The sequence below is a fragment of the Flavobacteriaceae bacterium genome, from assembly GCA_014075215.1.
In the GTDB taxonomy this organism is placed as follows: domain Bacteria; phylum Bacteroidota; class Bacteroidia; order Flavobacteriales; family Flavobacteriaceae; genus Polaribacter.
On sequence record CP046177.1, the window covers coordinates 2,556,112 to 2,581,883 of the forward strand.

General features: G+C 34.2%; 28 protein-coding genes. 20 read left to right on the forward strand and 8 right to left on the reverse strand.

Going from position 1 to position 25,772, the window contains the following annotated elements; genetic code table 11:
* Positions 1-280 precede the first annotated feature (280 nt).
* Positions 281-1,330: a branched-chain amino acid aminotransferase gene (locus GKR88_12545; protein QMU65032.1), complete on the forward strand. Its 1,050-nt coding sequence runs from the start codon at positions 281-283 to the stop codon at positions 1,328-1,330.
* 55 nt (positions 1,331-1,385) lie between these two features.
* On the opposite strand, the gene GKR88_12550 is transcribed toward GKR88_12545, so the two are convergent.
* Complete coding sequence (locus tag GKR88_12550; protein ID QMU65033.1) at positions 1,386-1,847, reverse strand: prepilin-type N-terminal cleavage/methylation domain-containing protein; 462 nt, start codon at positions 1,845-1,847, stop codon at positions 1,386-1,388.
* A 122-nt stretch (positions 1,848-1,969) separates the two neighbouring features.
* Between GKR88_12550 and GKR88_12555 the strand changes: the two genes are divergently transcribed.
* From GKR88_12555 to GKR88_12605, 11 genes are all read left to right on the forward strand, one after another.
* Positions 1,970-2,299 carry a hypothetical protein gene (locus GKR88_12555; GenBank protein ID QMU65034.1) on the forward strand — a complete coding sequence of 110 codons (330 nt, stop codon included), beginning with the start codon at positions 1,970-1,972 and terminating at the stop codon, positions 2,297-2,299.
* Positions 2,300-2,305: 6 nt separating this feature from the next.
* Positions 2,306-4,405, forward strand: a complete 2,100-nt coding sequence (locus tag GKR88_12560; protein ID QMU65035.1) for a general secretion pathway protein GspD — start codon at positions 2,306-2,308, stop codon at positions 4,403-4,405.
* Positions 4,405-5,574 (forward strand): hypothetical protein, encoded by a 1,170-nt coding sequence (locus tag GKR88_12565; GenBank protein QMU65036.1) that lies wholly within the window; start codon positions 4,405-4,407, stop codon positions 5,572-5,574. The genes GKR88_12560 and GKR88_12565 overlap by 1 nt, the downstream gene beginning before the upstream one ends.
* Before the next feature lie 22 nt (positions 5,575-5,596).
* Positions 5,597-6,082, forward strand: a complete 486-nt coding sequence (locus GKR88_12570; GenBank protein ID QMU65037.1) for a hypothetical protein — start codon at positions 5,597-5,599, stop codon at positions 6,080-6,082.
* A 478-nt stretch (positions 6,083-6,560) separates the two neighbouring features.
* Positions 6,561-7,970, forward strand: coding sequence for a type II/IV secretion system protein (locus tag GKR88_12575; protein ID QMU65038.1), 1,410 nt, complete (start codon positions 6,561-6,563; stop codon positions 7,968-7,970).
* Complete coding sequence (locus GKR88_12580; protein QMU65039.1) at positions 7,970-8,425, forward strand: hypothetical protein; 456 nt, start codon at positions 7,970-7,972, stop codon at positions 8,423-8,425. The genes GKR88_12575 and GKR88_12580 overlap by 1 nt, the downstream gene beginning before the upstream one ends.
* The gene (locus GKR88_12585; protein ID QMU65040.1) at positions 8,422-9,681 is read left to right on the forward strand and encodes a hypothetical protein; all 1,260 of its coding nucleotides are present in this window, start codon (positions 8,422-8,424) and stop codon (positions 9,679-9,681) included. Before GKR88_12580 ends, GKR88_12585 begins: the two co-directional genes overlap by 4 nt.
* Positions 9,669-10,007 (forward strand): hypothetical protein, encoded by a 339-nt coding sequence (locus GKR88_12590; protein QMU65041.1) that lies wholly within the window; start codon positions 9,669-9,671, stop codon positions 10,005-10,007. The genes GKR88_12585 and GKR88_12590 overlap by 13 nt, the downstream gene beginning before the upstream one ends.
* On the forward strand, positions 10,004-10,462 hold the full coding sequence (locus tag GKR88_12595; protein ID QMU65042.1) for a prepilin-type N-terminal cleavage/methylation domain-containing protein: 459 nt from the start codon (positions 10,004-10,006) through the stop codon (positions 10,460-10,462). The genes GKR88_12590 and GKR88_12595 overlap by 4 nt, the downstream gene beginning before the upstream one ends.
* A 2-nt stretch (positions 10,463-10,464) precedes the next feature.
* Positions 10,465-11,595 carry a type II secretion system F family protein gene (locus GKR88_12600; protein ID QMU65043.1) on the forward strand — a complete coding sequence of 377 codons (1,131 nt, stop codon included), beginning with the start codon at positions 10,465-10,467 and terminating at the stop codon, positions 11,593-11,595.
* Positions 11,596-11,606: 11 nt separating this feature from the next.
* Entirely contained in the window at positions 11,607-11,987 is a 381-nt protein-coding gene (locus tag GKR88_12605; GenBank protein ID QMU65044.1) for an MmcQ/YjbR family DNA-binding protein, read from the forward strand.
* Between the two features lie 189 nt (positions 11,988-12,176).
* Here GKR88_12605 and GKR88_12610 read toward each other — a convergent pair whose 3' ends face one another.
* Positions 12,177-12,749, reverse strand: coding sequence for a DUF4402 domain-containing protein (locus GKR88_12610; protein ID QMU65045.1), 573 nt, complete (start codon positions 12,747-12,749; stop codon positions 12,177-12,179).
* Between the two features lie 315 nt (positions 12,750-13,064).
* Between GKR88_12610 and GKR88_12615 the strand changes: the two genes are divergently transcribed.
* The 4 genes from GKR88_12615 to GKR88_12630 all read left to right on the forward strand — a co-directional run bounded on the left by GKR88_12615 (position 13,065) and on the right by GKR88_12630 (position 17,261).
* Positions 13,065-13,979: a dihydrodipicolinate synthase family protein gene (locus tag GKR88_12615; protein ID QMU66711.1), complete on the forward strand. Its 915-nt coding sequence runs from the start codon at positions 13,065-13,067 to the stop codon at positions 13,977-13,979.
* 54 nt (positions 13,980-14,033) lie between these two features.
* Positions 14,034-15,617 carry an aldehyde dehydrogenase family protein gene (locus GKR88_12620; protein QMU65046.1) on the forward strand — a complete coding sequence of 528 codons (1,584 nt, stop codon included), beginning with the start codon at positions 14,034-14,036 and terminating at the stop codon, positions 15,615-15,617.
* A 2-nt stretch (positions 15,618-15,619) separates the two neighbouring features.
* Positions 15,620-16,015: a hypothetical protein gene (locus GKR88_12625; GenBank protein QMU65047.1), complete on the forward strand. Its 396-nt coding sequence runs from the start codon at positions 15,620-15,622 to the stop codon at positions 16,013-16,015.
* A gap of 250 nt (positions 16,016-16,265) precedes the next feature.
* The gene (locus tag GKR88_12630; GenBank protein QMU65048.1) at positions 16,266-17,261 is read left to right on the forward strand and encodes a transposase; all 996 of its coding nucleotides are present in this window, start codon (positions 16,266-16,268) and stop codon (positions 17,259-17,261) included.
* Positions 17,262-17,299: 38 nt separating this feature from the next.
* Here the strand turns inward: GKR88_12630 and GKR88_12635 are convergent, their stop codons facing one another.
* The 6 genes from GKR88_12635 to GKR88_12660 form a co-directional block, all read right to left on the reverse strand.
* Positions 17,300-18,079: a hypothetical protein gene (locus GKR88_12635; GenBank protein ID QMU65049.1), complete on the reverse strand. Its 780-nt coding sequence runs from the start codon at positions 18,077-18,079 to the stop codon at positions 17,300-17,302.
* Between the two features lie 39 nt (positions 18,080-18,118).
* A complete protein-coding gene (locus GKR88_12640) occupies positions 18,119-18,613 on the reverse strand; it encodes a tetratricopeptide repeat protein (GenBank protein ID QMU65050.1) in 495 nt (164 codons plus the stop codon).
* 57 nt (positions 18,614-18,670) lie between these two features.
* Positions 18,671-19,594 (reverse strand): IS1595 family transposase, encoded by a 924-nt coding sequence (locus GKR88_12645; GenBank protein QMU65051.1) that lies wholly within the window; start codon positions 19,592-19,594, stop codon positions 18,671-18,673.
* A 575-nt stretch (positions 19,595-20,169) separates the two neighbouring features.
* A complete protein-coding gene (locus GKR88_12650) occupies positions 20,170-20,412 on the reverse strand; it encodes a hypothetical protein (protein QMU65052.1) in 243 nt (80 codons plus the stop codon).
* A gap of 15 nt (positions 20,413-20,427) precedes the next feature.
* Positions 20,428-21,351, reverse strand: coding sequence for an IS1595 family transposase (locus GKR88_12655; protein ID QMU65053.1), 924 nt, complete (start codon positions 21,349-21,351; stop codon positions 20,428-20,430).
* 215 nt (positions 21,352-21,566) lie between these two features.
* The gene (locus tag GKR88_12660) at positions 21,567-23,588 is read right to left on the reverse strand and encodes a family 16 glycosylhydrolase (protein QMU65054.1); all 2,022 of its coding nucleotides are present in this window, start codon (positions 23,586-23,588) and stop codon (positions 21,567-21,569) included.
* Between the two features lie 126 nt (positions 23,589-23,714).
* Here GKR88_12660 and GKR88_12665 point away from each other — a divergent pair, with 126 nt between their 5' ends.
* From GKR88_12665 to GKR88_12680, 4 genes are all read left to right on the forward strand, one after another.
* Positions 23,715-23,852: a hypothetical protein gene (locus GKR88_12665; protein QMU65055.1), complete on the forward strand. Its 138-nt coding sequence runs from the start codon at positions 23,715-23,717 to the stop codon at positions 23,850-23,852.
* 174 nt (positions 23,853-24,026) lie between these two features.
* Positions 24,027-24,170, forward strand: coding sequence for a hypothetical protein (locus GKR88_12670; protein QMU65056.1), 144 nt, complete (start codon positions 24,027-24,029; stop codon positions 24,168-24,170).
* A gap of 37 nt (positions 24,171-24,207) precedes the next feature.
* Entirely contained in the window at positions 24,208-24,900 is a 693-nt protein-coding gene (locus GKR88_12675) for a hypothetical protein (protein QMU65057.1), read from the forward strand.
* Position 24,901: 1 nt separating this feature from the next.
* Positions 24,902-25,765, forward strand: a complete 864-nt coding sequence (locus tag GKR88_12680; protein QMU65058.1) for a hypothetical protein — start codon at positions 24,902-24,904, stop codon at positions 25,763-25,765.
* Positions 25,766-25,772 lie beyond the last annotated feature (7 nt).

A 25,772-nucleotide genomic window follows, 5' to 3' on the forward strand; every position in this document is an offset into this window, starting at 1 on the left:
CTTTCCTCAACGTAACTATGGCTACGTCTGCGGAATATTTTACTTTCCGCCTTGTTCTTGAATTTTTCGCTCATTTTCATTGACTAAATCAGTTTTTAGAGGTGCCCATAAGTTAATCTGGATTGGATTTTTACTACCGGTTTTATCGGAGATTTAGCAGGTAGAGGAATTGCCAAACTTATTACCAAATACGGAAGTAAGAATGTAAAAAAGTAATCATTATAAGGGATAAAGAACAGTAAATTTTATACCTTCGCGCAAGCAAAAAAATGATGGATATATGGGTATTAAAATAGAAAAAATAACGGTCTCGAAAATAAATTCGATAGATTTTAACCACTTGCCGTTTGGTAAAGTTTTTACAGATCATATGTTTGAGTGCGATTTTGTTGACGGGAAATGGCAGCAACCGTTAATCAAACCTTACGGCCCGTTACAATTAGATCCATCTGCAAGAGTTTTTCACTATGGACAGGCTGTTTTTGAAGGAATGAAAGCTTATAAAGATGATCATGGCGCTATTTTTTTGTTTCGACCGCAGGAGAATTTTTTGCGTATAAATATATCTTCAAAAAGATTGGCAATTCCGGAATTTCCCGAAACCTATTTTTTTGAGGGATTAAGGACCTTATTGCAGTTGGAAAAAGACTGGATCAAAAAAGGACGCGGAAATTCGTTATATATCAGGCCTTTGGTAATTGCAACGGAAAGCGCAATTTCTGCTTCTCCCTCTAATGCCTATAAGTTTATGATCATTTGTTCTCCGGCTCAGTCTTATTATGAAGAAGAAGTACGTGTTTTGTTCTCGGAAAAATACAGTCGTTCTGCTGACGGTGGTATTGGATTTGCAAAAGCAGCAGGAAACTATAGCACACAGTTCTACCCGACAAATCTGGCTAATAAAGAGGGTTTTCAGCAGATCGTCTGGACAGATGCAAGCACACATAAATATGTGGAAGAAGCGGGAACCATGAACATTTTTTTTAGGATCAACGATCTACTGATCACTCCGCCTGTTAGCGACAGGATCTTAGACGGGGTTACCAGAAAATCAGTGATTCAATTGGCAAAAGACAACGATATGGAAATTGAGATTCGAAAAGTTTCCGTATCAGAAATTAAAGAAGCTGCTAAAAGCGGCAGTTTAAAAGAAATTTTCGGTTCCGGAACTGCAGCGGTGATCAACCCGATCGTAGGTTTTAAACATGGAGAAGAAACATTTGAATTATTTAAAACAGAAGATTCGTATGCTCGTTTTTTTAAGCAAAAATTAACGGATATTCAATATAATACGGGTAGTGATATTCACAGTTGGCGATATAAAATATAAGCTGCAAAATCAAGCTCCTGTATTTTACTGATTTTTCAAATATCTTTTCCGAATATCAATCTTTTGCGGTTTCTACCAATTGCTTGTCCTGATTGATTTCCCACTCGTTCTTAATACCGTCTCCATCCCAATCTTCCACAGCAGTAGCCCTGGCTTTAAAAGCGGTTTTGGACGCCTCTAAAATTTGATACGTATAATAGGCAGTACCACCTTCCTCAGATGTTTTGGGAGCAATAAAATCTAACTTGTCCAAATCATTGGCATAACTATTATGCATAAAGCGGTAGGTGCTCTGAAAGCTTTCTATGGTAATTAAATTTTGTTTTGCTTCTATACTTTTTGCATTGTTAATAACACCTGTAAAAGTAGGCATGGCAATTAAAATCAGAATACCGATAATGACGAGGACTACTAAGAGTTCCTGTAAATTATACGCAGGTATTTTCTTTTTTAGAAATTTCACAGCACTGAAAGATATACGTAAATAAGTATCCGGTTTTTTATACAATGCCCTCATAACATTTTTTATTTCTTACTATTTATAAAAATCTTTGTACCCAAATGTACTAAAAAATAAAATATTTTGTTACTTTTATGCAATAATTTATGTTTGTTGTGAAAAAAATAATTTTCATACTAATGCTCACAGCACTGTTTACTACCTGTGAAGCTATTCTCGTAGAAGATATTTCCAACCAAAGAGTAGAAATTTTGGCTCCGGCCGAAGGTACGCAACTTGCTACGGGGACAATTACACTAAACTGGCAAACCTTGAGTAATGCCAATTCGTATCATGTACAGATCGCTACACCTGGTTTTACTAATGCAACTCAAATACTATTGGATACCACCGTAACGGAAAACAGAACTTCCATAGCACTCACTACAGGTACTTACCAGTGGCGAGTAAGGGCCTCTAATACAGCATACGCAACCGAATATACAACCATTAACTTCTCTGTAAACTGAAAAAAAATGAAGCTACTGAAAAAATGTATTGAGCTGTGGTTTTTTTGTATGTTATTTAATATAAGTGTCTTAGCTCAAAATAGCCAAGATGTAAGAATAGAAAAAATAAAAGGGCAGCTAACCGGTTTACAGTCAGATATCCCGGGATTGCTAAAAATAGTAGATTTTTCGATAAGTACTACCGAGCTAACTACTTTTTTAAAAGCCGTTGCTACCAGTAATGAAATTAATATTAGTGTTGATTCGACATTAAAAAACCTGATATTGTCGCAGAGTTTCTCCAATGCCACCGTACAAGATGTACTGCTGTATTTATGTAAGCAACATCAACTTACCATAGAGGTTACAGGAAATATTTTAGTGATAAAAAAATACAAACAACGCTACGTGCCCAGAAATATTCCGATAGCATATGATGAGAAATCTTCTCTGCTTACGATTGATTTACAAAACGATTCGTTATCTCGGGTACTCAGGAAAATTACGGATATAACAGGTAAAAACCTGGTTTTTTCAATAGACTTGGAAGGCAGGAGATTAACAGGGTTTATTAAAAATAAACCCTTTGATGATGCTATCAATATACTTGCCAAAACAAATCATTTGAAAGTAAGTAAAACCCAGGAGGGTTTTTACCTGTTTGAAAATAAAGATGCCGTCGCTGATAGAAATTCAAGACCACAAAGACCCAGAATGGCTAATTTTTACTTTAAAGTAAAAGATACCGTACGTCAAATTTTAGAAGTAGATTTTATAGATACGCCTATTGAGGCAATTATTAACGATATCGGATACGACCTGAAAATTAATATGGCAACCAGTAAGCCGTTAAAAAATATAGGTAAGACTTCCGTAAAATCAGATAGTATTGCTTTTGATGCACTTTTGAGTCAAATTCTGAAAGACACCCGTTTTGTATTTAAAAAAGAACATGATATATACTTATTTGGTGACAGGAAACAATCTTCAGTACAAAATGAGACTATTATACCTTTGATGCATCGTTCTATTCAAATGATGATGCAGCCTTTACAGAGTAATGGCATTAACAATAACTATCAATCTTTAGGAAATAATCAAAATAATAACTTCGGAACTCGAAATACTAATACTATAGGAAATACAGATAATTATACAAGATCTTCTTCGTCGAGAAGACCCGTAAGAACCGGCCGGCAAGATCCGTTTACGGACTTTAACAGCGATGCGGAAGCATTGTTAAGTATTTTTCCGAAAAGTATTAAAGACAGCCTCAATATAGGCATAGATATTGAACACAATAGCTTTGTGGTAAGCGGAGATGCGTTGAGAATCAACCGGTTTAAAGATTTTTTAAAAAAAATAGATAAGCCTGTTCCTGTTATTTTAATAGAGGTGATGATTATAGAAGTTAATAAATCCGTTTCTTTTTCAATAGGACTGGATTTGGGTATTGGCGAAAATCCAACTGCGGATCAGGGGACTATTTTAGATGGTACAAGTGGTACCAACCTTACCTTAGGTGCTACTACTATCAATAATATCATTGGCGGATTTAACGGTTTTGGAAGTGCAAATCTGGGAAAAGTAGTCCCTAATTTCTATGCCAGAATACAAGCACTTGAAACTAACGGTGATATTACCATTAAATCAACACCTAAATTATCTACTTTAAACGGACATGAGGCTACTTTATCAAACGGAGTGCGGTCATATTATAAAATAACCCGTACAGATATAATCGGTTCTCAAAATCCGCAGACAATAAACACCGTAGATTATATCCCTACGGATGCCAACCTGTCTATAAAGATCAGGCCTGTAATTTCCGGTGACGGAAACATCACCCTTAGTATAAATGTAGTACAATCTAATTTTAATAGTGATAGAATAGCTGCCGATGCACCGCCCGGAATCAACTCAAGAGAATTTACTTCCACCATACGAGTAAATAATAAAGATGTCATTATTTTGGGTGGACTCGAAGAAAATTTAGATAATAAATCCGGTTCCGGAGTTCCCTTTTTAGCTAGGATTCCTATTATAAAATACCTGTTTAGTAAGAGAACACGTACTAAATCAAAAAAGAAACTCTCAGTACTTATAAAACCTACTATCATTAATTAATGATAAAAAACAGCATCAAATATGGTATAAAATTTTGTTCCGTAGAACATGCAGACAATGGACAACATCACTTTTTACAGTTAAAACGCAAACGAAAAGAACTGGTAGTGTCCAACAAAGGAGAAACAACTGATTTTGAAGAACTCATTAAAACGCTGCAAGGACAAAAACATCTTTTTCTGGTTGTAAATAATGAACAGGTACTTACAAAAACAGTAGCAAATGCAAACACTACCGAAGAACACTTGGTAAAAACAGTTTTCCCGAATATTGCTCTGTCAGATTTTTATTACAACATTTGTTCAAACCATGAGGAATCTATTATCTCAATCAGCAGAAAAACATATGTAGATGCTTTGATAGCACTATACGATACGCATAAAATATCGGTCATTGACTTTTCTTTGGGAAGCTTATCTATAGAAATGTTGGCGCGTTTTGTAGATCGAAGTGAAATCAACTCTTCCAATGCCAGAATCACTTTTGAAGGAAATCATATTACTGCAATACAAAAACAAGAAGTTGCCGAAACGCAATATACCATTAATGAACTGAACATTTCAAACAAGCAAGTACTGCCATTATCAGGAGTTATTCAATATTATGCGGGCGCGAATGTACAAAGCGATATTCAAAAGCAATTGCAGGAAGCATACAAACAAAAACGATTTTTTGATATTGGATTTAAATTTGTTTTAGGGTTTTTATTTGTCAGTTTACTGATTAGTTATTTGGTTTTTAATAAGTATCAAGGTATACAACAAAATCTGGAAGGGGAATTAAAAACGAATGAAGCCTATAAGAAACAACTAAGTATACTGAATAAGTTAGTTACACAAAAACTAAAACTCGTAGAAAGTGTTTCTTCCGCAGCAACCTCCAAAGTAGCCTGGTATTTTAATGAAGTAGCTGCTTCTGTTCCTGCTTCTATCTTACTAGATGATATGTCTTACCAGCCTATTGCAAATTCAGTAAAGGAAGATAAGAAAATAAGCTTTAGGGAAAATAGTATTACCGTAACCGGATTGAGTGTTTACGATAAAGATTTTACCGACTGGATTTCCAACCTTGAAAAGAAAAACTGGATAGAAAAAGTAACTTATATACACTACGGGCAAGGAAAAAAGACAAAAACCTCATTTAATTTTATGATCACGTTACATGAGTAGTAAGCAAAAAAATATAGCCCTGATGGTTGGATTTTTTATCATGCTGATCATTTCCTATCATTTTTCGTACAAAAAGACAATAGAAGTAAAAAATGTGGTGGGTAAACTTCGAAAAGAAAAATCATTATTGGAAAATGCAGGTTCCAGAATAGTATCTCTGCAAAAAGAAAATCGGTATCTGGATTCAATTTTACAGTCAAATGACCTTTCTATAGAAAATACATTTGAACAAACATTGGTACAAAAAATTACTCAATTTGCCACAAAAAATAATTTAAAAATAGTTGCGTACAATACGCCTCACTTATTTGCTTTAAATGATACCCATTTGCTGAGCTATATTGTTGAAATAAAAGGAAGCTTTAGAGATTTGATGTTGTTTGCCAATTATATAGAGCAACAGCGCCTGGCAAAATTAACTTCGTTGACTTTTACCAAGAAAAAGAATTACAGAACCCGGAGAAATTATTTGTCATGTAAACTGGTATTACAAAGATTTAGCAAATGATTTTGATATTAAACATAGCCATTATCAGTATTCTCTTTTTGATCTTTTATCAAGATATGAAAGAACGTAAAGTAATGTTGCTTTTATTAGTTATACTATTTATAGTATCAGGACTTTTACATAGCCGGTTCCAGGTACTCGAATATTTTTTACTGAATATAGCCATTAATTTTTGTGTAGTGGCTTGCATACTTTTTATATTGTTTTTGTATACCCGGTTTATGATGAAAACAAAATTGTTCACTGTTTTTGGTATGGGTGATTTACTATTTTTTTTGGTATTGGCAGTCAGCTTTCCCACACCTGTATTCCTGGTGATGTTTAGCAGCTCGTTACTCTTTGCTTTTATCATATCAACAGTTCTGAAAAAAACGGCGCATAACAAGGCCATCCCTTTGGCAGGATTTCAGGCATTATTTATGATGTTGATAATGATTAGTAACCTGATTTTTAAGTTTACTAATCTTTATAGCAGTTAATGGAAGGCAATATGTTACAAATAGAAACCCGTATTCTTCAATTGATAAGCTCCGAGCAAGCATATCATTACAGGGTTATTCCGTATAAAGAACTATCAGAGACTGTTTATTTAAAAACAGATCGGAAAGATATGGCTTTACTGGCATTAGAGCTACAGATTATGTTGGGAAGAAAGGTAGTTTTGGAAAATGAAACTTCCGGGAATATTGAAAATTACCTGCAACACAACTATCGGAAAAGAACTGAAATCGGTAGCTCTCTGAGTTATTCGGAAGATTTTTTGTTGAACATGATTTACGAAGCTAAAGAAACCGGGAGTAGCGATATTCATTTTGAAGCGTATGAAAAACAGCACAGAGTACGTTTTCGTATTGATGGAAAGCTTATTGAAAAATATGTAATTTCCAATGAGGAATACCCAAAGATTGTCAATCGAATAAAGATTATGGCAGGGCTGGATATCTCTGAAAAGAGATTACCTCAGGACGGAAGGATTAACCTGACTACCGAAACAGAAGATTTTGACATTCGTGTATCTTCACTACCCACGTTACACGGCGAAAAATTAGTATTGCGAATACTATCCAAGGATAATGTAGCTATTCAATTGGAAAATTTAGGTTTTAATGCACAGGAATTAGAAACCTATACTTCATCCGTAAAAAAACCAAACGGAATTATACTTATTTCCGGCCCCACAGGTTCGGGAAAGACAACCACTTTATATGCTACGTTAAAGTTGTTAAATAAAAAAGATACAAACATTTTAACTATAGAAGACCCGATTGAATATACTCTGGAAGGAGTCAATCAGGTACAATTAAGAGAAAATATAGGCTTGGATTTTGCAAGTACCTTACGAACTTTTTTACGCCAGGACCCGGACATTATCATGGTAGGTGAAATACGTGATGTTGAAACTGCAAATATGGCAATAAGAGCTGCACTAACCGGACATTTAGTGCTCTCTACCATTCATACAAATTCCGCCTGGGCTACGGTTTCCAGGCTGATAGATATGGGAATTGCCCCTTTTTTAATTGCCAGTACCCTAAACGTGAGTGTGGCACAGCGTTTGGTGCGGACACTATGCAATCATTGTAAAAAAGCAATGCCTTTAACAGACGGTGTAGTACCCAAAGGATATAAGATGCCGAAAGAAATTACCTCGCATTACGAAGCTGTTGGCTGTGCAATGTGCTATCAGACCGGATATCGCGGACGAAAAGCAATTTATGAGATTATTCCCATTACCAGAGAATTGGTACAAAAAATCCAGGATAAAGAGCTGGAAGTGGAAGCCTACCTAAAAGAACATAAAATCCCTACCTTGCATGCAAATGCGATTCAATTGATTGCTGAAGGAATTACCTCTATTGAAGAAGTATATCCATTATTACTATCGTGATGAATAAGAAGAATAAGACATATATATTACTAATTGCCGTGGCCGCCGTCTGGGGAACCATCGGATATCGGATTTATTCTAATATGAATCCTGTATCTCCTGCAATTCAACCGGTCCAAAATATCGGGTTTAAAAAAATAAAACCCAAACAAGTAGATAGAATAGAAATTCAACCTGATTACAGAGACCCTTTTTTAGGAAAAATCTACAAAAAGAAAACACCTACTCGAAAGAAAACACCTGTCAAAGTAAAACCTGCTGTGGTATTCCCTCCTATTCAGTTCATTGGTTTGATTGAAGGAACAACCGTATCTTATATCATTGAGGTTAACGGACATCAGGAAATCTTTAAAATCGAACAAACTTTTCAGCAAGTTACATTGAAAAAAGCAAAGGATAAAAATATTACCATTGTTTATCAGGGAGCATTAAAAACCATTTCATTAAAAGAATGAAATGGCTCAGGCATAAAATAAAAGCCGCTTCAATACAATATGTTCTGGTTATTTCAGTCATTATACTCATTGTCATTTCAGCATTTATCTCCTTACTCTACCTACAGAAAAGAATTGCACAAAAAAACGAGCTATATAAAGAAACGGTGCATCATGCTAATTTAGCTTTTAGTTATATAAGTAATGCAACTATACCTTATGATATTCCAACAATCCTTTCTTTTTCCGATCATGCATTTGAAGAAACTATCCTTTCGAGAAAACACTGGGGAGCCTTTGACGTGGTTTCAGTACGAGCAAATCTAAAAAATGAAACCTTTCATAAAGTGGGAATTATCGGCGGTAGCAATACAACACGACAGGCATTATATCTAAAAGAAGATAATAAACCCTTGGTGTTGGTCGGTAATACTCAAATAAAAGGAGATGTATCTTTACCGATAAAAGGGGTAAAAAGAGGGAATATTGCAGGCACTTCGTATTATGGAGCTACGCTAATTCAAGGAACTTCCCGACATAGTAACTCCTCACTTCCGGAAATTACAAATCTCCGTTTTTTAAAAGAATTTGTAAACTATCGAAATATTGAAAACAAAGTAGATTTCGATTTGGAAGACGACCTTCAAAAAACGCAATCTTTTAAAAAGGCAACAGCAATATATAATGATCAACAAAGGATCTATTTACAAAATATATCACTATCGGGAAATATTATTATTTCATCTGATATTTCAATTAATGTAAGTAACTCGGCCCTATTGGAAAATGTCATTCTGATAGCACCTGAAATTACGATCGAATCCAATGTAAAAGGAAGTTTTCAGGCGTTGGCCACTAAAAAGATACTGGTAAAAGAAAACAGCATACTTCAATACCCTTCTGTATTGGCATTGTTTGAAGAGGGTAAAGAGGATATAGCGGGTGAAAAAGAACCGTTAATTGTAATTTCTAAAAACGTACAATTAAAAGGAGTTGTTTTATGTGAAGGGCAAACAAAAAATACTGATTATAATTCACAACTGTATATTGCAGAAAACAGTGTGATTACCGGAGAGGTATATTGTAAAAAAAACCTGGAATTAAGAGGAACGGTAAAAGGCTCTGTATATACGGAAGGGTTTATTGTAAGGGCATTTGGAAGCGTATATGTAAATCATATATATAATGGGGTTATTGACGCTGTTGCAATTCCCGATCAATTTAGCGGTTTACTGATGAACCCGACGAATTTATCTGTTGCAAAATGGGTATATTAAAAAAAATATATAAAATCAAAGCTTCTTCATTGGTAGAAACTGTCATTGCTACAATTATTATTACAATGGTCTTTACGATTGCCACAGTAGGTATCACAAGAATGTTAAGACACTCCATACAAAATAATACCCATCAAATAGATACCCAATTAAATAAGTTGACATACCAATACATACATGGGCAACTAACAGTTCCGAATACTTTGGAAATAGGTATGTGGAATATTGAAATAAAAAAACGAATAGAAAATAACAATACCTATATTGCTTTTACCGCAAGAAATACGGCTACAAATAAAGTAAGAACCAAAAAAATACCGGAATGAAAAATATAAAAATGACTGCTTTTACTTTGAGCGAACTGATGGTCGTATTAGTCATTTCCAGTATGGTTGTTACCATTGCTTTTTTTGCATTAAATGCTGTTCAAAAACAAATTCATACGATTCGGAAAGTGTATGAGAATCAGCAAAAAATTCAGTATATGGAAAGAGTATTAGTAGCAGATTTGAATACACATCAGGGGATTTATAGCAAGAAAGATAGTATTTTATTATTTCGCAATTCAAAAGATTCCATACAATATCACTTTAAAAACCGTACTGTTATTAGAAATAAAGATACCATGTATTCGAATTTCGTATCTAAAAAAATATACTTCCTGGGAGATGAGGTAAAAGACGGAGTCGTAGACGCATTAGAACTTCATGTTTCAAATACATTTTCCGTGAATACTATTTTTGTGTATAAAATCAACGATGCATCACAATATGTACATTAGAAATGGCATTCAAATTAGAAAACATAAAAACAAAAAATAAAACATCAAATTCCATAGATGTGGATGCTATTTTAAAAAAGGAAATTACATTGTTTGGAACTTCCTTTTCCAACAAGAAAAAAGAAAGTTTTTATGTGGCACTGAGTGTTTTACTAAAAGCAGGTTTGACATTAAAAGATGCATTGGAGCTGATTTCCGAAGAGCAAAAAAAACCTTCGGACAAAAAGCTCATAAAATCATTATTGGACGAGTTGGTAACCGGAAAAAATTTGTCTGCGGCTACCGAAAACAAAAAAGAATTTTCCGAATATGAAACCTATTCTTTACAGATAGGAGAAAATACGGGAAATTTAGAAAGAGTTACGGATGAATTAGGTCTTTTTTACAAACGTAAAAACGAACAAAAAAGAACTATCATTAGCGCATTGTCCTATCCGGTTATTGTATTGTGTACTGCTTTTGCGGCAATTGTATTTATGCTAAAATTTGTGGTACCAATGTTTGAAGGAATTTTTAAACAAAACCATGTGGGACTGCCTTGGTTAACACAAGTTATTATTAAAATGTCAAACACTTTTGAACGGTATTTCTGGATAGGAATGATACTGATTTTAGCCATGGTTTTTTTCATACAATTTTCAAAGAAAAAAATATGGTACAAAAAAGCAAAAGCATCTTTTTGGTTGCGGGTTCCTTTTGTAGGAGAATTTATAAGAAAAGTGAAAATTGCACAATTTACGCAGGCAATTAACCTGTTAACCGGTTCAAAAATCCCTTTATTAAACGCATTGGAACTGACACGACAAATGATTGATTACTACCCACTTCAGCATGCATTGCTAAAAGTAGAAAGCGATATTTTAAAAGGAAAAACACTCTATGAAAGTATAAAAGATATTCCTATTTTTGATAAGAGAATGAGTTCTTTGATCAAAGTGGCAGAAGAAACCAATCAGAATGAAACTATTTTTAAACGCCTGACCGATCAATACAATGAAGAAGTCGAATATAAATCGAAAATGATCAGTGCTACCATAGAACCCTTTGTAGTTTTAATACTAGGCATAATCGTCGCAACGGTCTTAATTGCGATGTACCTACCCATGTTTAAAATGAGTGCTGTCATTGGCTAACGAGAACTTTAATGAATATTGAACAACTTCACAACTATTGTATACACAAAAAAGGAGTTACGGAAGAATTTCCTTTCGATGACGATACTTTGGTTTTTAAGGTAATGGGAAAAATGTTTGCATTGGCTTCACTTAAAAAGTGGGAGCGTGGAGAAGGAGCTGTCAATTTGAAATGCGATCCGGATAAATCTTTAGAATTACGAGCATCGTACGAAAGTATCAATGCCGGGTTTCATATGAGTCAAAAACATTGGAATACAGTTACCGTAAACAGAGATGTATCGGATGCATTTTTAGAAGAATTAATAGATTATTCCTACGATTTGGTAGTAAAGGGATTGACTAAAAAAATGAAAGAGACATTACAAAAAATGAAACCTTTGCAGCATTGATTTGGCAAAAAAGTTCGATGCCCGAAGAAAATTTTAAACCGGAATAGCCTATTGGTTTTGAGGATTTAAAATTTTCGAGAAGGAAGAAAAAGATCTCAAAAGTTTAAATCACTTCAGATATAACCAAATCAGCACAAAAAAAGAAGCTGCCTGAAAAGGCAGCTCTCTGATTATTTTTACTTAGCTGAATTAATAAGATACTGTCAATGTTGTCGTACCTGTGTACACTCCCGGAGTACTTGGTGTTGCCTCATCTTGCCCATATACCTTAATAAAACCTCCTATACTCATTTTAAATTCACCATTACCGTCTAATGAATAAGTATTAGGAGTGAAATTAATATAAGAAGCTGTTCCAAACTGATAAGATGAACGATAGAACTCAACAGTTGCTCCATCAGAATTCGTTAAAACAGTATTTGTTAAACTAGAAATAGAAAATGATGTATTAGGAGTTCCGTTTATTGTCATGGTACCTACCGTAGGAGAACCTTCAAAGTCTGTTTGTGCACCATCTGCAGATGAGAAAGGACTTCCTGTATTTGACGAGAACATGCTACCATCTCCCTTTACATGATAATAACGTATTCCTGTTGCTGGAATAGCTACTTTTTGAAAATCAAGGGTAGACCCTGTTACGGTTAGAGGAATTACTAATTCTGCCTCTACGCTCATAGAACCACTTCCTGAGAATACTTGACCGAATGAAGCCATACTTACACAAGTAAGTACGAATGCTATTAATAAATTTGATTTATTCATGATATAAAATTTTAATTATTATGCCACAAATATCAAATGATAAGACAAGGTAACCCCCTTTTTTTCTTCCAATCAGTACTATATAAAGACCAAATCAAAAAAATAAATGATGAATGGTTAATTTTTTATTTTATGAGGGCTTTGCAGCATTGATTTGGCAAAAAAATTCAACGTCAGAAGAAAATTTTCAATCAAAGCAACCTGCTGATTTTGAGAATTTAAAATTTTGGAGAAGGAAAAAATTTGAAGTCAAATCAATTAAAATACGGAATATATCACTATTTTGCAAAGGTTTCAAAAGTTAAATTCATAAGTATGGGTATGGAATGGAGAGGTGTCATGCCGGCAATAACTACAAAGTTTACAAATGAAGATCAATTAGATCTTCACATGTTTGAAAAAAATATCAGCGCACAAATAGATGCCGGTGTTCATGGAATCATTCTGGGAGGGACCCTGGGAGAAGCAAGTACCCTATTGGAAGAAGAAAAAAGAATGCTTACAAAAGTAACGATTGATCTCGTAGAAGGAAAAATCCCGGTACTCATGAATATTGCGGAACAATCTACCAAAGGGGCTATTGGTGCAGCACAAAAAGCAGAGCAAGATGGTGTACAGGGTTTGATGATGTTGCCACCTATGCGATACAAAACAGATGATAGAGAAACGATAATCTATTTTAAGATGGTTGCTAATAATACATCGCTGCCCATTATGATTTATAATAACCCGGTGGATTATAAAATTGAAGTTACCTTAGATATGTTTGAAGATTTACTGGAGTGTAAGAATATAGAAGCGGTAAAAGAATCTACAAGAGATACTTCAAATGTAACCCGCATCAAAAATAGATTTGGAGACCGATTAAAGATCATGACCGGAGTAGACACTGTTGCTTTGGAAAGTTTGCTAATGGGTGCTGACGGGTGGATTGCTGGTTTGGTTTGTGCATTTCCGTCGGAAACAGTCGCTATTTACGAATTACAAAAAACAGGAAGAATTCAGGAAGCAATAGCAATTTATCGATGGTTTCTACCTCTTTTAGAGTTGGATATAAATCCCAAGCTAGTACAAAATATAAAGTTGGCAGAAGTTTATACGGGAATAGGCACTGAAAATGTACGCGCACCTCGTCTGCCACTATATGGAAAAGAACGCAAGCATGTAATCAAAATAATAGAAGAAAGATTAAAGAACAGACCCATATTACCGGATTATAAAAATGTATAAATACTCTCTCATTTACTGGTACATTGGTGAATTGGTACATTGATAAATTAACACATGATTACAGGAAAAAACTACATAGGAAGCTCATTATCGGCAAAAGGAGCTAAAATATACAAAACCTTTAACCCGGTATTAAATATTGAAAATGAATTCGTATTTACAGAAGCCTCTAACGAAGAAATCCATGAAGCGGTTTTACTGGCTTCCCGAGCATTTAAAGAATATGGAAATACTTCAGGAAAACAAAAAGCCATATTTCTAAATGCCATTGCAGATGAAATTTTGGCTTTAGACGATGAGTTAATAAAAGTATACTGTTCCGAAACAGGCTTACCGGAAGCAAGAGCGAAAGGAGAGCGGGGGAGAACCGTTTTTCAGTTGAGAAGTTTTGCTGATTTGGTAGCGGAAGGTTCCTGGGTAGCAGCTACTATTGATATCCCAAATCCTGATAGAGAGCCCGTACCAAAACCGGATATTCGCAGAATGTTGATTCCATTAGGGCCAGTAGTCGTTTTTGGAGCCAGTAACTTTCCCTTAGCCTATTCCACCGCAGGAGGAGACACTGTGGCAGCTTTTGCGGCAGGATGCCCCGTAATTGTAAAAGCACATCCGATGCATGCCGGAACCGGAGAGTTAGTAGCCTCGGCAATTGTAAAAGCCATTGAAAAAACAGGAATGCCTAAAGGGATTTTCTCAAATTTGAACAGTAGCGGAATAGAAGTAGGCATAACATTAGTAAAACACCCGTCTGTAAAAGCTGTCGGGTTTACGGGAAGTATCCGAGGGGGAAGGGCTTTGTTAGACCTAGCAGCCCAACGAGAAGAGCCTATTCCTGTTTTTGCAGAAATGGGAAGCATTAATCCGGTAGTGATCCTTCCGGAAGTTTTAAAAGAAAGAGGCGATACATTGGCAAAAACATATGCAGGCTCTATTACTTTAGGAACCGGGCAGTTTTGTACAAACCCCGGATTAATACTGGGAATTAAAAGTGATGAACTCACTGGCTTTATTCAAAATTTAGGCAAAGAAATAATGGCAATCCAACCCTCTGTGATGTTGCATGCCAATATTATAAGAGCATATAAGAACAATAAAAATAATGCGATTGCCCAACCGGGTATCACGCTTGTTGCCAATCACAAAAAACCGGTACATGCCAATATTGCACAACAGGCGATTGCTACGGTTGAAGGTAAAACATTTTTAGAAAACCCAATATTACACCGGGAAGTCTTCGGTCCATTTTCAATAGTAGTACAATGTAAAGATATTGAAGAATTAGAAACCATTATTTCTCATTTGGAAGGCCAGTTAACAGGGACTTTAATCGCAAATGATAAAGAAGCATCAAAATATGCATCGATTATTTCCGAATTGCAAAACAGGGTAGGCAGGATGATTTATAATGGAGTCCCTACCGGTGTAGAAGTGTGTCCTTCTATGGTACATGGAGGGCCATATCCGGCTTCAACAGACAGTAGATTTACAGCTGTCGGAATAACATCTGTTAAACGTTGGGTCAGGCCATTTAGCTATCAGGATTGGCCCAATGAGCTGTTGCCAGATGAATTAAAAGACGAAAACCCTCTGGGAATTATCAGAACTGTAAACGGAAAAATGACTTCGGAAAAATTATAGAAATGAGATCGGTTTTTGAATGTATTGACGGACATACCTGCGGAAATCCGGTACGGGTAGTTAAAAACGGAGTACCTGATTTAGCGGGGGCTGACATGAGTGAAAAGCGCCAGTATTTTATCAAAAAATACGATTGGATTCGAAAAGGGCTTATGTTTGAACCCCGAGGACATGATATGATGAGTGGAGCCGTTTTCTATCCGCCTCACCATCCGGAAAATGATTGTTCGATTTTATTTTTAGAAACTTCGGGGAGTCTGCCAATGTGTGGTCACGGAACCATTGGTGCCGTTACCATAGGTATAGAAGAAGGGTTAATTACCCCGAAAACTACGGGGAAAATCAGAATGGAAGCCCCTGCCTTTAGATTAGCAAATAGAAATAATTACTTAAAATAAAAACATAATAGTTATGATGAAATTTCTTTTTTTGCTTCTTTTTTTCTTTGTTAATAACTCTTATTTTGTTGATAACCAAAAACACAAAAGAACGGAGTGAACTTTAGCGGCCAGCTAGCTTTTTAGAGCCATCCCCCGTATTAGTCTCCGTTCTTTTTAAAAGTTACTTAGAACCATATAGAATTTCAGTTTCTGCCCTTATTAAAGGTCTTAGTTTAAGTAACTATTATTAATATCTAATTACAAAATTATGAAAACAAATGAAATTATCGGAATCGATGTCAGTAAATTATTAATTGATGTTTGTATCTATTCTAAACAAATTGTTCAACAGTTTGAGAACAGTAAATCTGGATTTAAATTAATGCTAAAGTGGAGTTTTAAAAATTCGTCTTTCTCTAAAGAAGAAACCATGTTTGTATTTGAACATACAGGAATGTACTCTCATTTATTATCTGTGTCTTTAACTGAACAAAAATTATCTTTTTTCATAGCTTCTGGTTTAGAAATTAAAAGATCTATTGGTATTGCTCGTGGAAAGGATGACCAAATTGATGCCAAACGCATTGCTCTATATGGGTATCGATTAAAAGAAGAACTTAAACCCAGTAAGCTACCTAAAAGAAGTATATTACAACTAAAAAGTCTCTTATCTTTAAGGACAAAACTTAACAAACAAAGAGCTGGTTTTAAAGTTACTTTGAAAGAACAAAAAAGAATTTATAAAGCAAAAGAGTATAAAATAATCTTTGACGTTCAACAAAAAATGATTGCAGAACTAACCAAACAAATACACAAGATTAATACTCAAATGCAAGCTATTATTGACCAAAATATAATGTTAAAAGAAACCTATAAACTTGTTACTAGTGTTAAAGGTATAGGAATGCAAACTGCTATAATGATGATTGTGTTTACTGACAATTTTTCAAAATTTGAAAACTGGAGAAAGTTTGCCTCTTATTGTGGTGTTGCTCCTTTTCCTTACCAATCTGGAACTAGTATTAAAGGACGTACAAAAGTCTCTCATTTGGCTAATAAAAAATTGAAAGCAATTATTAATATGTGCGCTATTTCTGCTATACAACATAACCCAGAAATGAAATTATACTATCATAAAAGAATAAAACAAGGCAAAAGTAAAATGAGTACCGTTAACATTATTAGAAACAAATTAATAGCAAGAGTGTTTGCCGTTGTCAAACGACAAACACCCTATGTAGATACTTTTAAATTTGCTGCATAAATTAGTAAAAATAATATCTCAACTTTTACTTGTTTTTATCATAGAATACCTTTAGTGCTTTTTACTACCAAAGCATTATAATTATGGATGGTATTTAAGATTTTTTGAGATATTCCAACTCCGGTATCTTTAATTTTAAGAGTACATTTTTTATCATCAGAGGCAACTTCTATGGTTATTTTCCCATTTTCCGGGGCATATTTTATAGCATTGTCTATTAGATTTCTAAATGCAATTTTAAATAATTCTTTGTCCAGATATACTTGTATATTCGGATTTTTATAAATGGCAGATAATGTAATGTTTTTTAAAAAAGCAAGCGGTTTAAAATCATATAAAATAGTGTCTGTTAAGGCCCCTATAGGATGCACATCAGGGATAAATAGCAACTGGTTGTTCTGTTGTAAAGCCCAATTGAGAATATTATTTACTATTTGAGATGTACTTTCGGAAATAGAGGTACTTTTAGTATTTAAAATGGAGGCATCTTCAATACGGTTTGTGTTTAATAATGCAGATAATTTTTTATGATTCCCTTTAATAGCGATTAGAAATATCCTTAAATCATGCGAAATTACGGAAAGTAAATAATTTTTGGTTGTATTTAAGTTTTCTAACTGTTCTTTTTGTATATTGATCAAGGCATGTTGTTTGATTTTTATTCTATATAGATAGAAAAGAACCGTTAAGAACAATAGGATAATAATGAGTATCATAGCAAATAACCGAACCCACTCTTTTTGTTTTTTACTAATTTCTTTTTGTACGGCGACTTCCTTATTTTTTACAGCTAAAGCGATCTGTTTATCTTTTTCCAATAGTTTTGATATTTTATCTCTGTTCCATAAGGAATCCTTCTATCTTATGTACTGGGTATAATAAGTAACACTTTCTTTATAGTGTTTTCTGTTTTTCTCAACAATGGCCATATTTTGAGAAGCCAACTGTTTTAGCCTGATGTCATGAAATAATCGTGCTAGATCATAAGCTTCTTTGAACAGAAAAATAGCTTTGTCATCCTGATATTGTTGATAAAATAAATTTCCCAGATCAAGTTTTGCATAAATAACGCCTGAAGTATCTTTTTCGTTTTGGGAAATTTCTAATTCTTTCATTAAAAATTTTTCAGATGCATGGTAGTTTTTTAAATGCAAATAACATACCCCAACATTATGATATATCTTTTTTAACCTGTCATTAGTTTGGATAGTATTGGAATTAATTACTGAAATATAATATGCCAATGCTTTTTCATATTGACTATTATTCAGGGCAATATTACTCAGATTATAGTCAACAAGATATTTATAAGGAGGAAAATCAGGGATACTTTTTAATTTTTCCTCAGCCATTGAAAAGAACTCTCTGTCAAGTGCACTAACCCCATAAATATAATTTAAGTAAATTGATTACCCACTTTTATACCAGTATTGATGAGTGACAGCTACTACCAGTCTATCAAATAGTCTTTCAGCGAAATAGTGTCTGTTGAGTTTATAGCAGAACTCGTCAAGATAATTCTGCAAATATTTTCCTTTAATTTTATGGTAAATACCTAACAGAGTGCGTTTTGCATTACTTATGGCTATATGCACCGATTTTAGTGTGGTAATAGTGGTTTCTTTATTTGATTTTTCAGTAATGTGTACTTCCACATAATCACCTATGTCTACATAAGACGTGCTTTTGTCGCTAAAAACAATGCATGTATCATCAAAATTACTATCAATAAGCGTGTTGACTTCTTCTTTTTTATGAGTATCCAAAACTTTCATTTTAAAATAACGACATTGTTTGGATTGTTTCCCAGTCTTTAAATCTTCTAAAGGTACAGACTCTGCCATTACCGCTACGTTAGATTGTTTTTGACTGCCTCTGCCTCTTTTAAGCTTTTGTCTGTCGGATTCTTTTGTTGCCACAGTAAAGTAATCTTGATCAAACTCAATCATATCTTCAAGGTCGTATAAATTATCTCGTTTTCCCATAGCCGAACGTATTCTGTGCATAAGAGACCATATAGTGGTATAACGTGTATGGTTGAGCTGACGTTGTAATTCGGCAGCAGAAATACCTTTTTTACTAAAAGTCATAAATGCCATAGCGAGATACCAAGTACGAATAGGTAAATTGGAGTTCTCCATCATAGTACCGCTGCGTAGAGTAGTTCTAAAACCACAATAAGAACATTGCCACATCCATTTAGACTTTAACCAATAGTGCTTTTTTGATTGACATTTTTTGCAAATGACTCCTTCTTTTGAACGAGCCAACTTCATATGTGATTTACAGGAAAACTCATCTGGAAATTGTTCAATAAAATGTAGTAAATTCATAATTCTAAACTTTATATTAAGATACGAATTTTTAAATTAGTGGCATAATTAAGTGTAATCAATTTTAAGTAATGTCTTATTTCAGATACTTCGGAAATATGATTATAGGTCTGGCTGCTGTAAAAAAATGAAGAATCAATTTGTTTTTTAAAGAAAAATAAATGGGTTTTATGAAAATTAGTATCCCTTCCCTGACATTTTTTTACAATGTCTCTTTCCAAGGGAAAGTAGTCTTTATCAATTTGTGAAAAGGAGTAAGAAGACAATAAAACCGAACAAAATAAGACCAGCTTTTTCATCAGCTGTAACTTCTTAATTATTATCAGTCCTGATGGAAGTTACGGTACCTCTGTCAGTTCGCGGATCTTCATTAGTTAATTTAATAATAATAGCCTGTACGGATTGGAAATTTTTTGGAAGCAATTGATACTCGAATTGAATGTGATATAGATCATAATTCCCAATAGTAGGGTCTTTACAGTCGTATTCAACGCTAAATTCCCTGCAGAGTAAAATCCCTAAATCATTTGATCTACTGGTAACAGACGTACTTATATTGTTTACCCCGTTATAAGCTAAAAAAAGAGTTTTTCCTTATTTAGAAATAGGCCACTTCCTAAATCCATACCACTGAGGTTTTCAAGCAAAGCAGGAATATAAACAATAATATCTACTATATAGGTTTCCGGTTGCTGACCCAAATAGATAGTAGATACCGGTTCTTTGGGTATAAATTTGGAATTGATCTGATCGCTGTTTATTTTACTGCAAAAATTTAAGTTAATAGAAAGTCCGGCAATAGTAACCCCTTGGTTCATGATTTATATTTTTGATTACCCACTTTTATACCAGTATTGATGAGTGACAGCTACTACCAGTCTATCAAATAGTCTTTCAGCGAAATAGTGTCTGTTGAGTTTATAGCAGAACTCGTCAAGATAATTCTGCAAATATTTTCCTTTAATTTTATGGTAAATACCTAACAGAGTGCGTTTTGCATTACTTATGGCTATATGCACCGATTTTAGTGTGGTAATAGTGGTTTCTTTATTTGATTTTTCAGTAATGTGTACTTCCACATAATCACCTATGTCTACATAAGACGTGCTTTTGTCGCTAAAAACAATGCATGTATCATCAAAATTACTATCAATAAGCGTGTTGACTTCTTCTTTTTTATGAGTATCCAAAACTTTCATTTTAAAATAACGACATTGTTTGGATTGTTTCCCAGTCTTTAAATCTTCTAAAGGTACAGACTCTGCCATTACCGCTACGTTAGATTGTTTTTGACTGCCTCTGCCTCTTTTAAGCTTTTGTCTGTCGGATTCTTTTGTTGCCACAGTAAAGTAAGCTTGATCAAACTCAATCATATCTTCAAGGTCGTATAAATTATCTCGTTTTCCCATAGCCGAACGTATTCTGTGCATAAGAGACCATATAGTGGTATAACGTGTATGGTTGAGCTGACGTTGTAATTCGGCAGCAAAAATACCTTTTTTACTAAAAGTCATAAATGCCATAGCGAGATACCAAGTACGAATAGGTAAATTGGAGTTCTCCATCATAGTACCGCTGCGTAGAGTAGTTCTAAAACCACAATAAGAACATTGCCACATCCATTTAGACTTTAACCAATAGTGCTTTTTTGATTGACATTTTTTGCAAATGACTCCTTCTTTTGAACGAGCCAACTTCATATGTGATTTACAGGAAAACTCATCTGGAAATTGTTCAATAAAATGTAGTAAATTCATAATTCTAAACTTTATATTAAGATACGAATTTTTAAATTAGTGGCATAATTAAGTGTAATCAAATAGATTTTTTATAAATAATTAAATTCTTTTATTGAAAACAAATTTTTGTAGTAAAAAGAAAATACCATTTCTAGTGCCCTTTATTTAACACAGACAAAAATTATCGGTACCTAAATAAGCTTAAAAAAATAAGGATAAACGAACTTTTTACACTATTCTTTTATCAGTTTTAAGCTTCCAATTCCATTTGTTGTTTGTATTTTGGCAATGTACAAGCCCGCCTTTAAATGACTCGCATCAATAGTAACATCAGATGAGCGAGGAGTAAGAGATAGTACTTTTTTACCAACCAAATCAAAAACAGCTATAGAATTGATTTCCAGATGACTGGTTTTTATAACCCAATTTCTTTTAGTAGGATTAGAGAGTATTTTCACATCAGAAACAGTAAATTCATCAGTACTTAAAGATGGATTATTCACAAAATACATATTGTCCAGGAAAACAGTTCCGTTACCATCAACTTTAAATTGCATTACATCTGCTAATGAGAACTCCTGATTGGTAAAATGAGTTAAAGGGATATTTAAACTCACCCAACTCCCTATCATGATACCTCTTTCTGTAACTATATCATAAAATTTTTCCCCCGCTTCGCCTGTAGACGCATTCACTAGAAAAAATCTCAGCGATGTGGCATTTCCTGTCCAATAATCAAAATGCAGATGCGTCATTCCGGAAACATCCTGTACATTTCCCGCAAAATCCGTACCCTGATAGTTAAGGTTGGCATATTTTAGCGTATTGTTTCCTGCAATACTAACTTCAGTAGTAGTAGTTGTCTGATTCCAATCCGGATTTAGGTCTACCCCTGTAATATCCGTATAAGCATCGCTAAATATGGAAATTACATTTGAAGCATTTTCCGTAGGTGTTGGCGCTGCTTCAGCCGGACCATTTGAGGGCTCCATTCTTTGGTATACACGAACATAATCGATTTCCATGCTGTCTTCTGTAAATGCAGGATCAATAGCCCCTCCTAAAGTTCCTCCCATAGCTACATTTAAAATCATGAAAAAATCAGCATTGAAAGGTAAATCTTCATTGTTATTAAGTACAAAGAACTGTACTCCGTCTAAAAAAATCTTCACAGTATCAGGTGTCCATTCCAGAGAGTATATATGAAATTGTGATGAGGCATTGGTGATACTGGTTGTTTGTCCGTAATTGGCATTACTATTTCCAGCCGTATTATACCAATGTAACGTGCCTAATATTTCATTTTTATTTCCTCCTGTTTGCTCCATAATGTCTATTTCTCCCGAATGTGGCCACCCAACTGTCGGAAAGTTAGAACCCAACATCCATATGGCAGGCCATGTTCCTTGAGCTACAGGCAGTTTTGCTCTTACATCTGCTTTTCCATATTTGAATTTGAATTTTCCTTGAGATTTTATTCGTGCCGAAGTGTAGCTGCCTCCGTTTTTCTTTGCTTTTATTTTTAAAAGACCTCCTTCTACAATTACATTATTCGAGTTATTGGTATATGTTTGCACTTCTCCGTTTCCCCAGCCTCCACCGCCAAGATCATAGCCCCAATTAGCTACACAGGGTGCTCCGTTATCGGAAAACTCATCTGCCCATACCAACTCATAAGTAAACGAAGACGGGGTAACTCCAATAGTTCCGGAGGGGCAGGAGGGTGCTATGTTGTATAGTATAATATCATCAAAATAAAAAGTAAAATTTGCTGAACCATTTCCTACTGTACCATTGTCAAAGATAATAACAATCCTGTCATAAGTATTAGAAGTATTGATCAGTGAATAATTAAATACTACTGTTTCCCATGCATTCACTTTGGTCATGGTTACTTGCTGTTCATAATTAATTGAAGGATTGCCGGAGTTCTCCACTTTTAACAATACCTTAGTATTGGCTTTAATAGAATATACTTTCATAGAGAAAGTATTATTGTTGTTGAAATCCATTGCACCGCTCAATGTTACGTAACTGCCTGCCCATGGATGACCTGCATTTTTAATCATCTGGCCAACATTTGCCGAATTATTATCCGAATTGTTTTGCGGATTAGAAATAGTCGTAACATTACCGCCATCAAAATCAGTCCATAGTATTGGCGTTTCAAAATCTATAGGTAAAGATTGTGTATATCCGCTTAAAGAAATTAAGAGTATAAAAAACAGTGTTATTTTTTTCATCATTAGATACATTAAATTTCAATTGGCTATAAAACTACCAATAATATGTTTCAAATACACCTTTTGCTTACTATACAAAAAACATACAAATTAAATTTTAACATTTTATTAAACCTGATGGTCTGGAAGTTCATTTTAATGAACTCATTTAAACTTTTTGGATGTAAGCGAAAATTAGAAGTTTTTAGTGCTGTTGAAGGCTTTTTTGAGTTGCATAGCATAGCGCTACGGAAGGAAAAAAAGATAAAAACAGAGCTAAAAACAGCAATTTTTTAGCAAATTGAAAAGTTTAAATAAGTTCAATCTGTAAAGTTTCAGGTTTTAGTTTGTTCTAATAATTTCATGAGTTTTTTTGCATTTTTTCAATTTTCAAACTATATTAGGCATCAAATAAGATGTTTAATAAATTTAAAATAATGTAATGATAATTTTAAACTTCGACTATACATCATGAACTCGTTTAAACTTTTTGAATTTAAGCGAAAATTAGAAGTTTTTAGATATGTTGAAAGCTTTTTTGAGTTGCATAGCAGTGCTACGGAAAGAAAAAAAGACAAAAACAGAGTGGAAAACAACAATTTTTTAGCAAATTGAAAAAGTTTAAATGAGTTCCATAAATATAATTAATCAAATGAAAAAATTAATACCCATACTGCTATTACTGATTTTGACTACTTTTTACAATTGTATAGAAAATGATTTTTTAAATGACAGGGTGGATGAACGTATTTCTTTTAATAATCCTGTTAATCAGATTTTATTAAATGAAACCTACCAATTAATGGCTACTTTTTTTAATAATGTTGGGCAGCAGGAAACTGCCAATTTCATCTGGTCTAGTTCACAACCTTCTGTTATCTCCATTAGTGATTCCGGTCTCATAACGGCTTTAGCCGAAGGAAGTGCTGTTATCAGTGTAAGAGTGATAAGTACTACGGGGACAACTATTTCTCAGGAACTAAATATAATGGTTACCAATACTCCTGTAGATAATGACCCTGTTTCCAAATCAGGAATGATAATTACGACAAGCTCTTATGTGTTAACCGGAAATTTTACCATTTCAGAGATTACCGGTTCTTCTAATCTGGATTTAAGTATTGCAAGTGACTATCAGGCATCGTCCAGTTTACCAGGATTGTATGTTTATTTATCTAACAATCCAAATTCGATAAGCGGTGCGCTGGAAATAAGTAAAGTAACGGTATTTAGCGGAGCACATAACTATCAAATAATGAATACGGGAATTAATGACTATAAATATGTACTATATTGGTGTAAACCTTTTTCAGTAAAAGTCGGACATGGAGAAATTAATGATTAATATGAAAAAAACACTGTTATTTGTTGTCATTAGCGCAATGATACAGCAAGCTTCCTTTGGGCAATGGTCTAAAGGACAAGGAAAAGGGTATTATAAATTATCTGCATGGTACTTAAAGACCGATAAACACTATACGGATACCGGAAATACAGATCCTAATATTACCAGAACACAATTCAATATTAATGCTTATGTGGAATACGGAATTGCGAATCAGTTTGATCTCATTGCGTATGTTCCTTTTTATGCCAGGGCTACTCAAAATAATGTATTTTCAGGTACTACAGGAAACCTGATTCAAAACGGAGAAGCAATTTCTTCTATCGGTGATATTGACTTGGGAATTAATTATGGCTTCTACAAAAAAAGAAACTGGGCAGCTTCGGTAAAAATTTTGTTCGGTTTGCCAACGGGTGAGAAAAGTGGGGGGAGTGACGGAAGTTATCAAACCGGAGATGGAGAATTCAATCAGTTTTTATCAGTAGCATTAGGATATGCTACCGCATTTAATCATCTTCCTTTCTATGCAAAAACGTATTTGGGTTATAATAACAGGTCGCAAAATTTTTCAGATGAATTTCGATTTGGGTTAGAATCGGGAATTAATATATTTAATAAAAAACTCTGGATTATCGGAAGATTAAATGTAGTAGAGTCACTCCGAAACGGAAGTTTAAATGCACAAAATAATACACAGGGAAGCATTTTTGCAAACAATGTAGAGTTTATTAATCTGGGTGCCGAAGTAAGTTATTATATTACAAAAAAAATAGGCGTTTCTTTGAACTATGACGGAGCAGTTTCAGGGAGAATCATTGCCGCCAATCCATCCATTAGCGGAGGTGTATTTTTGGATATTAGGTAGGATTGGT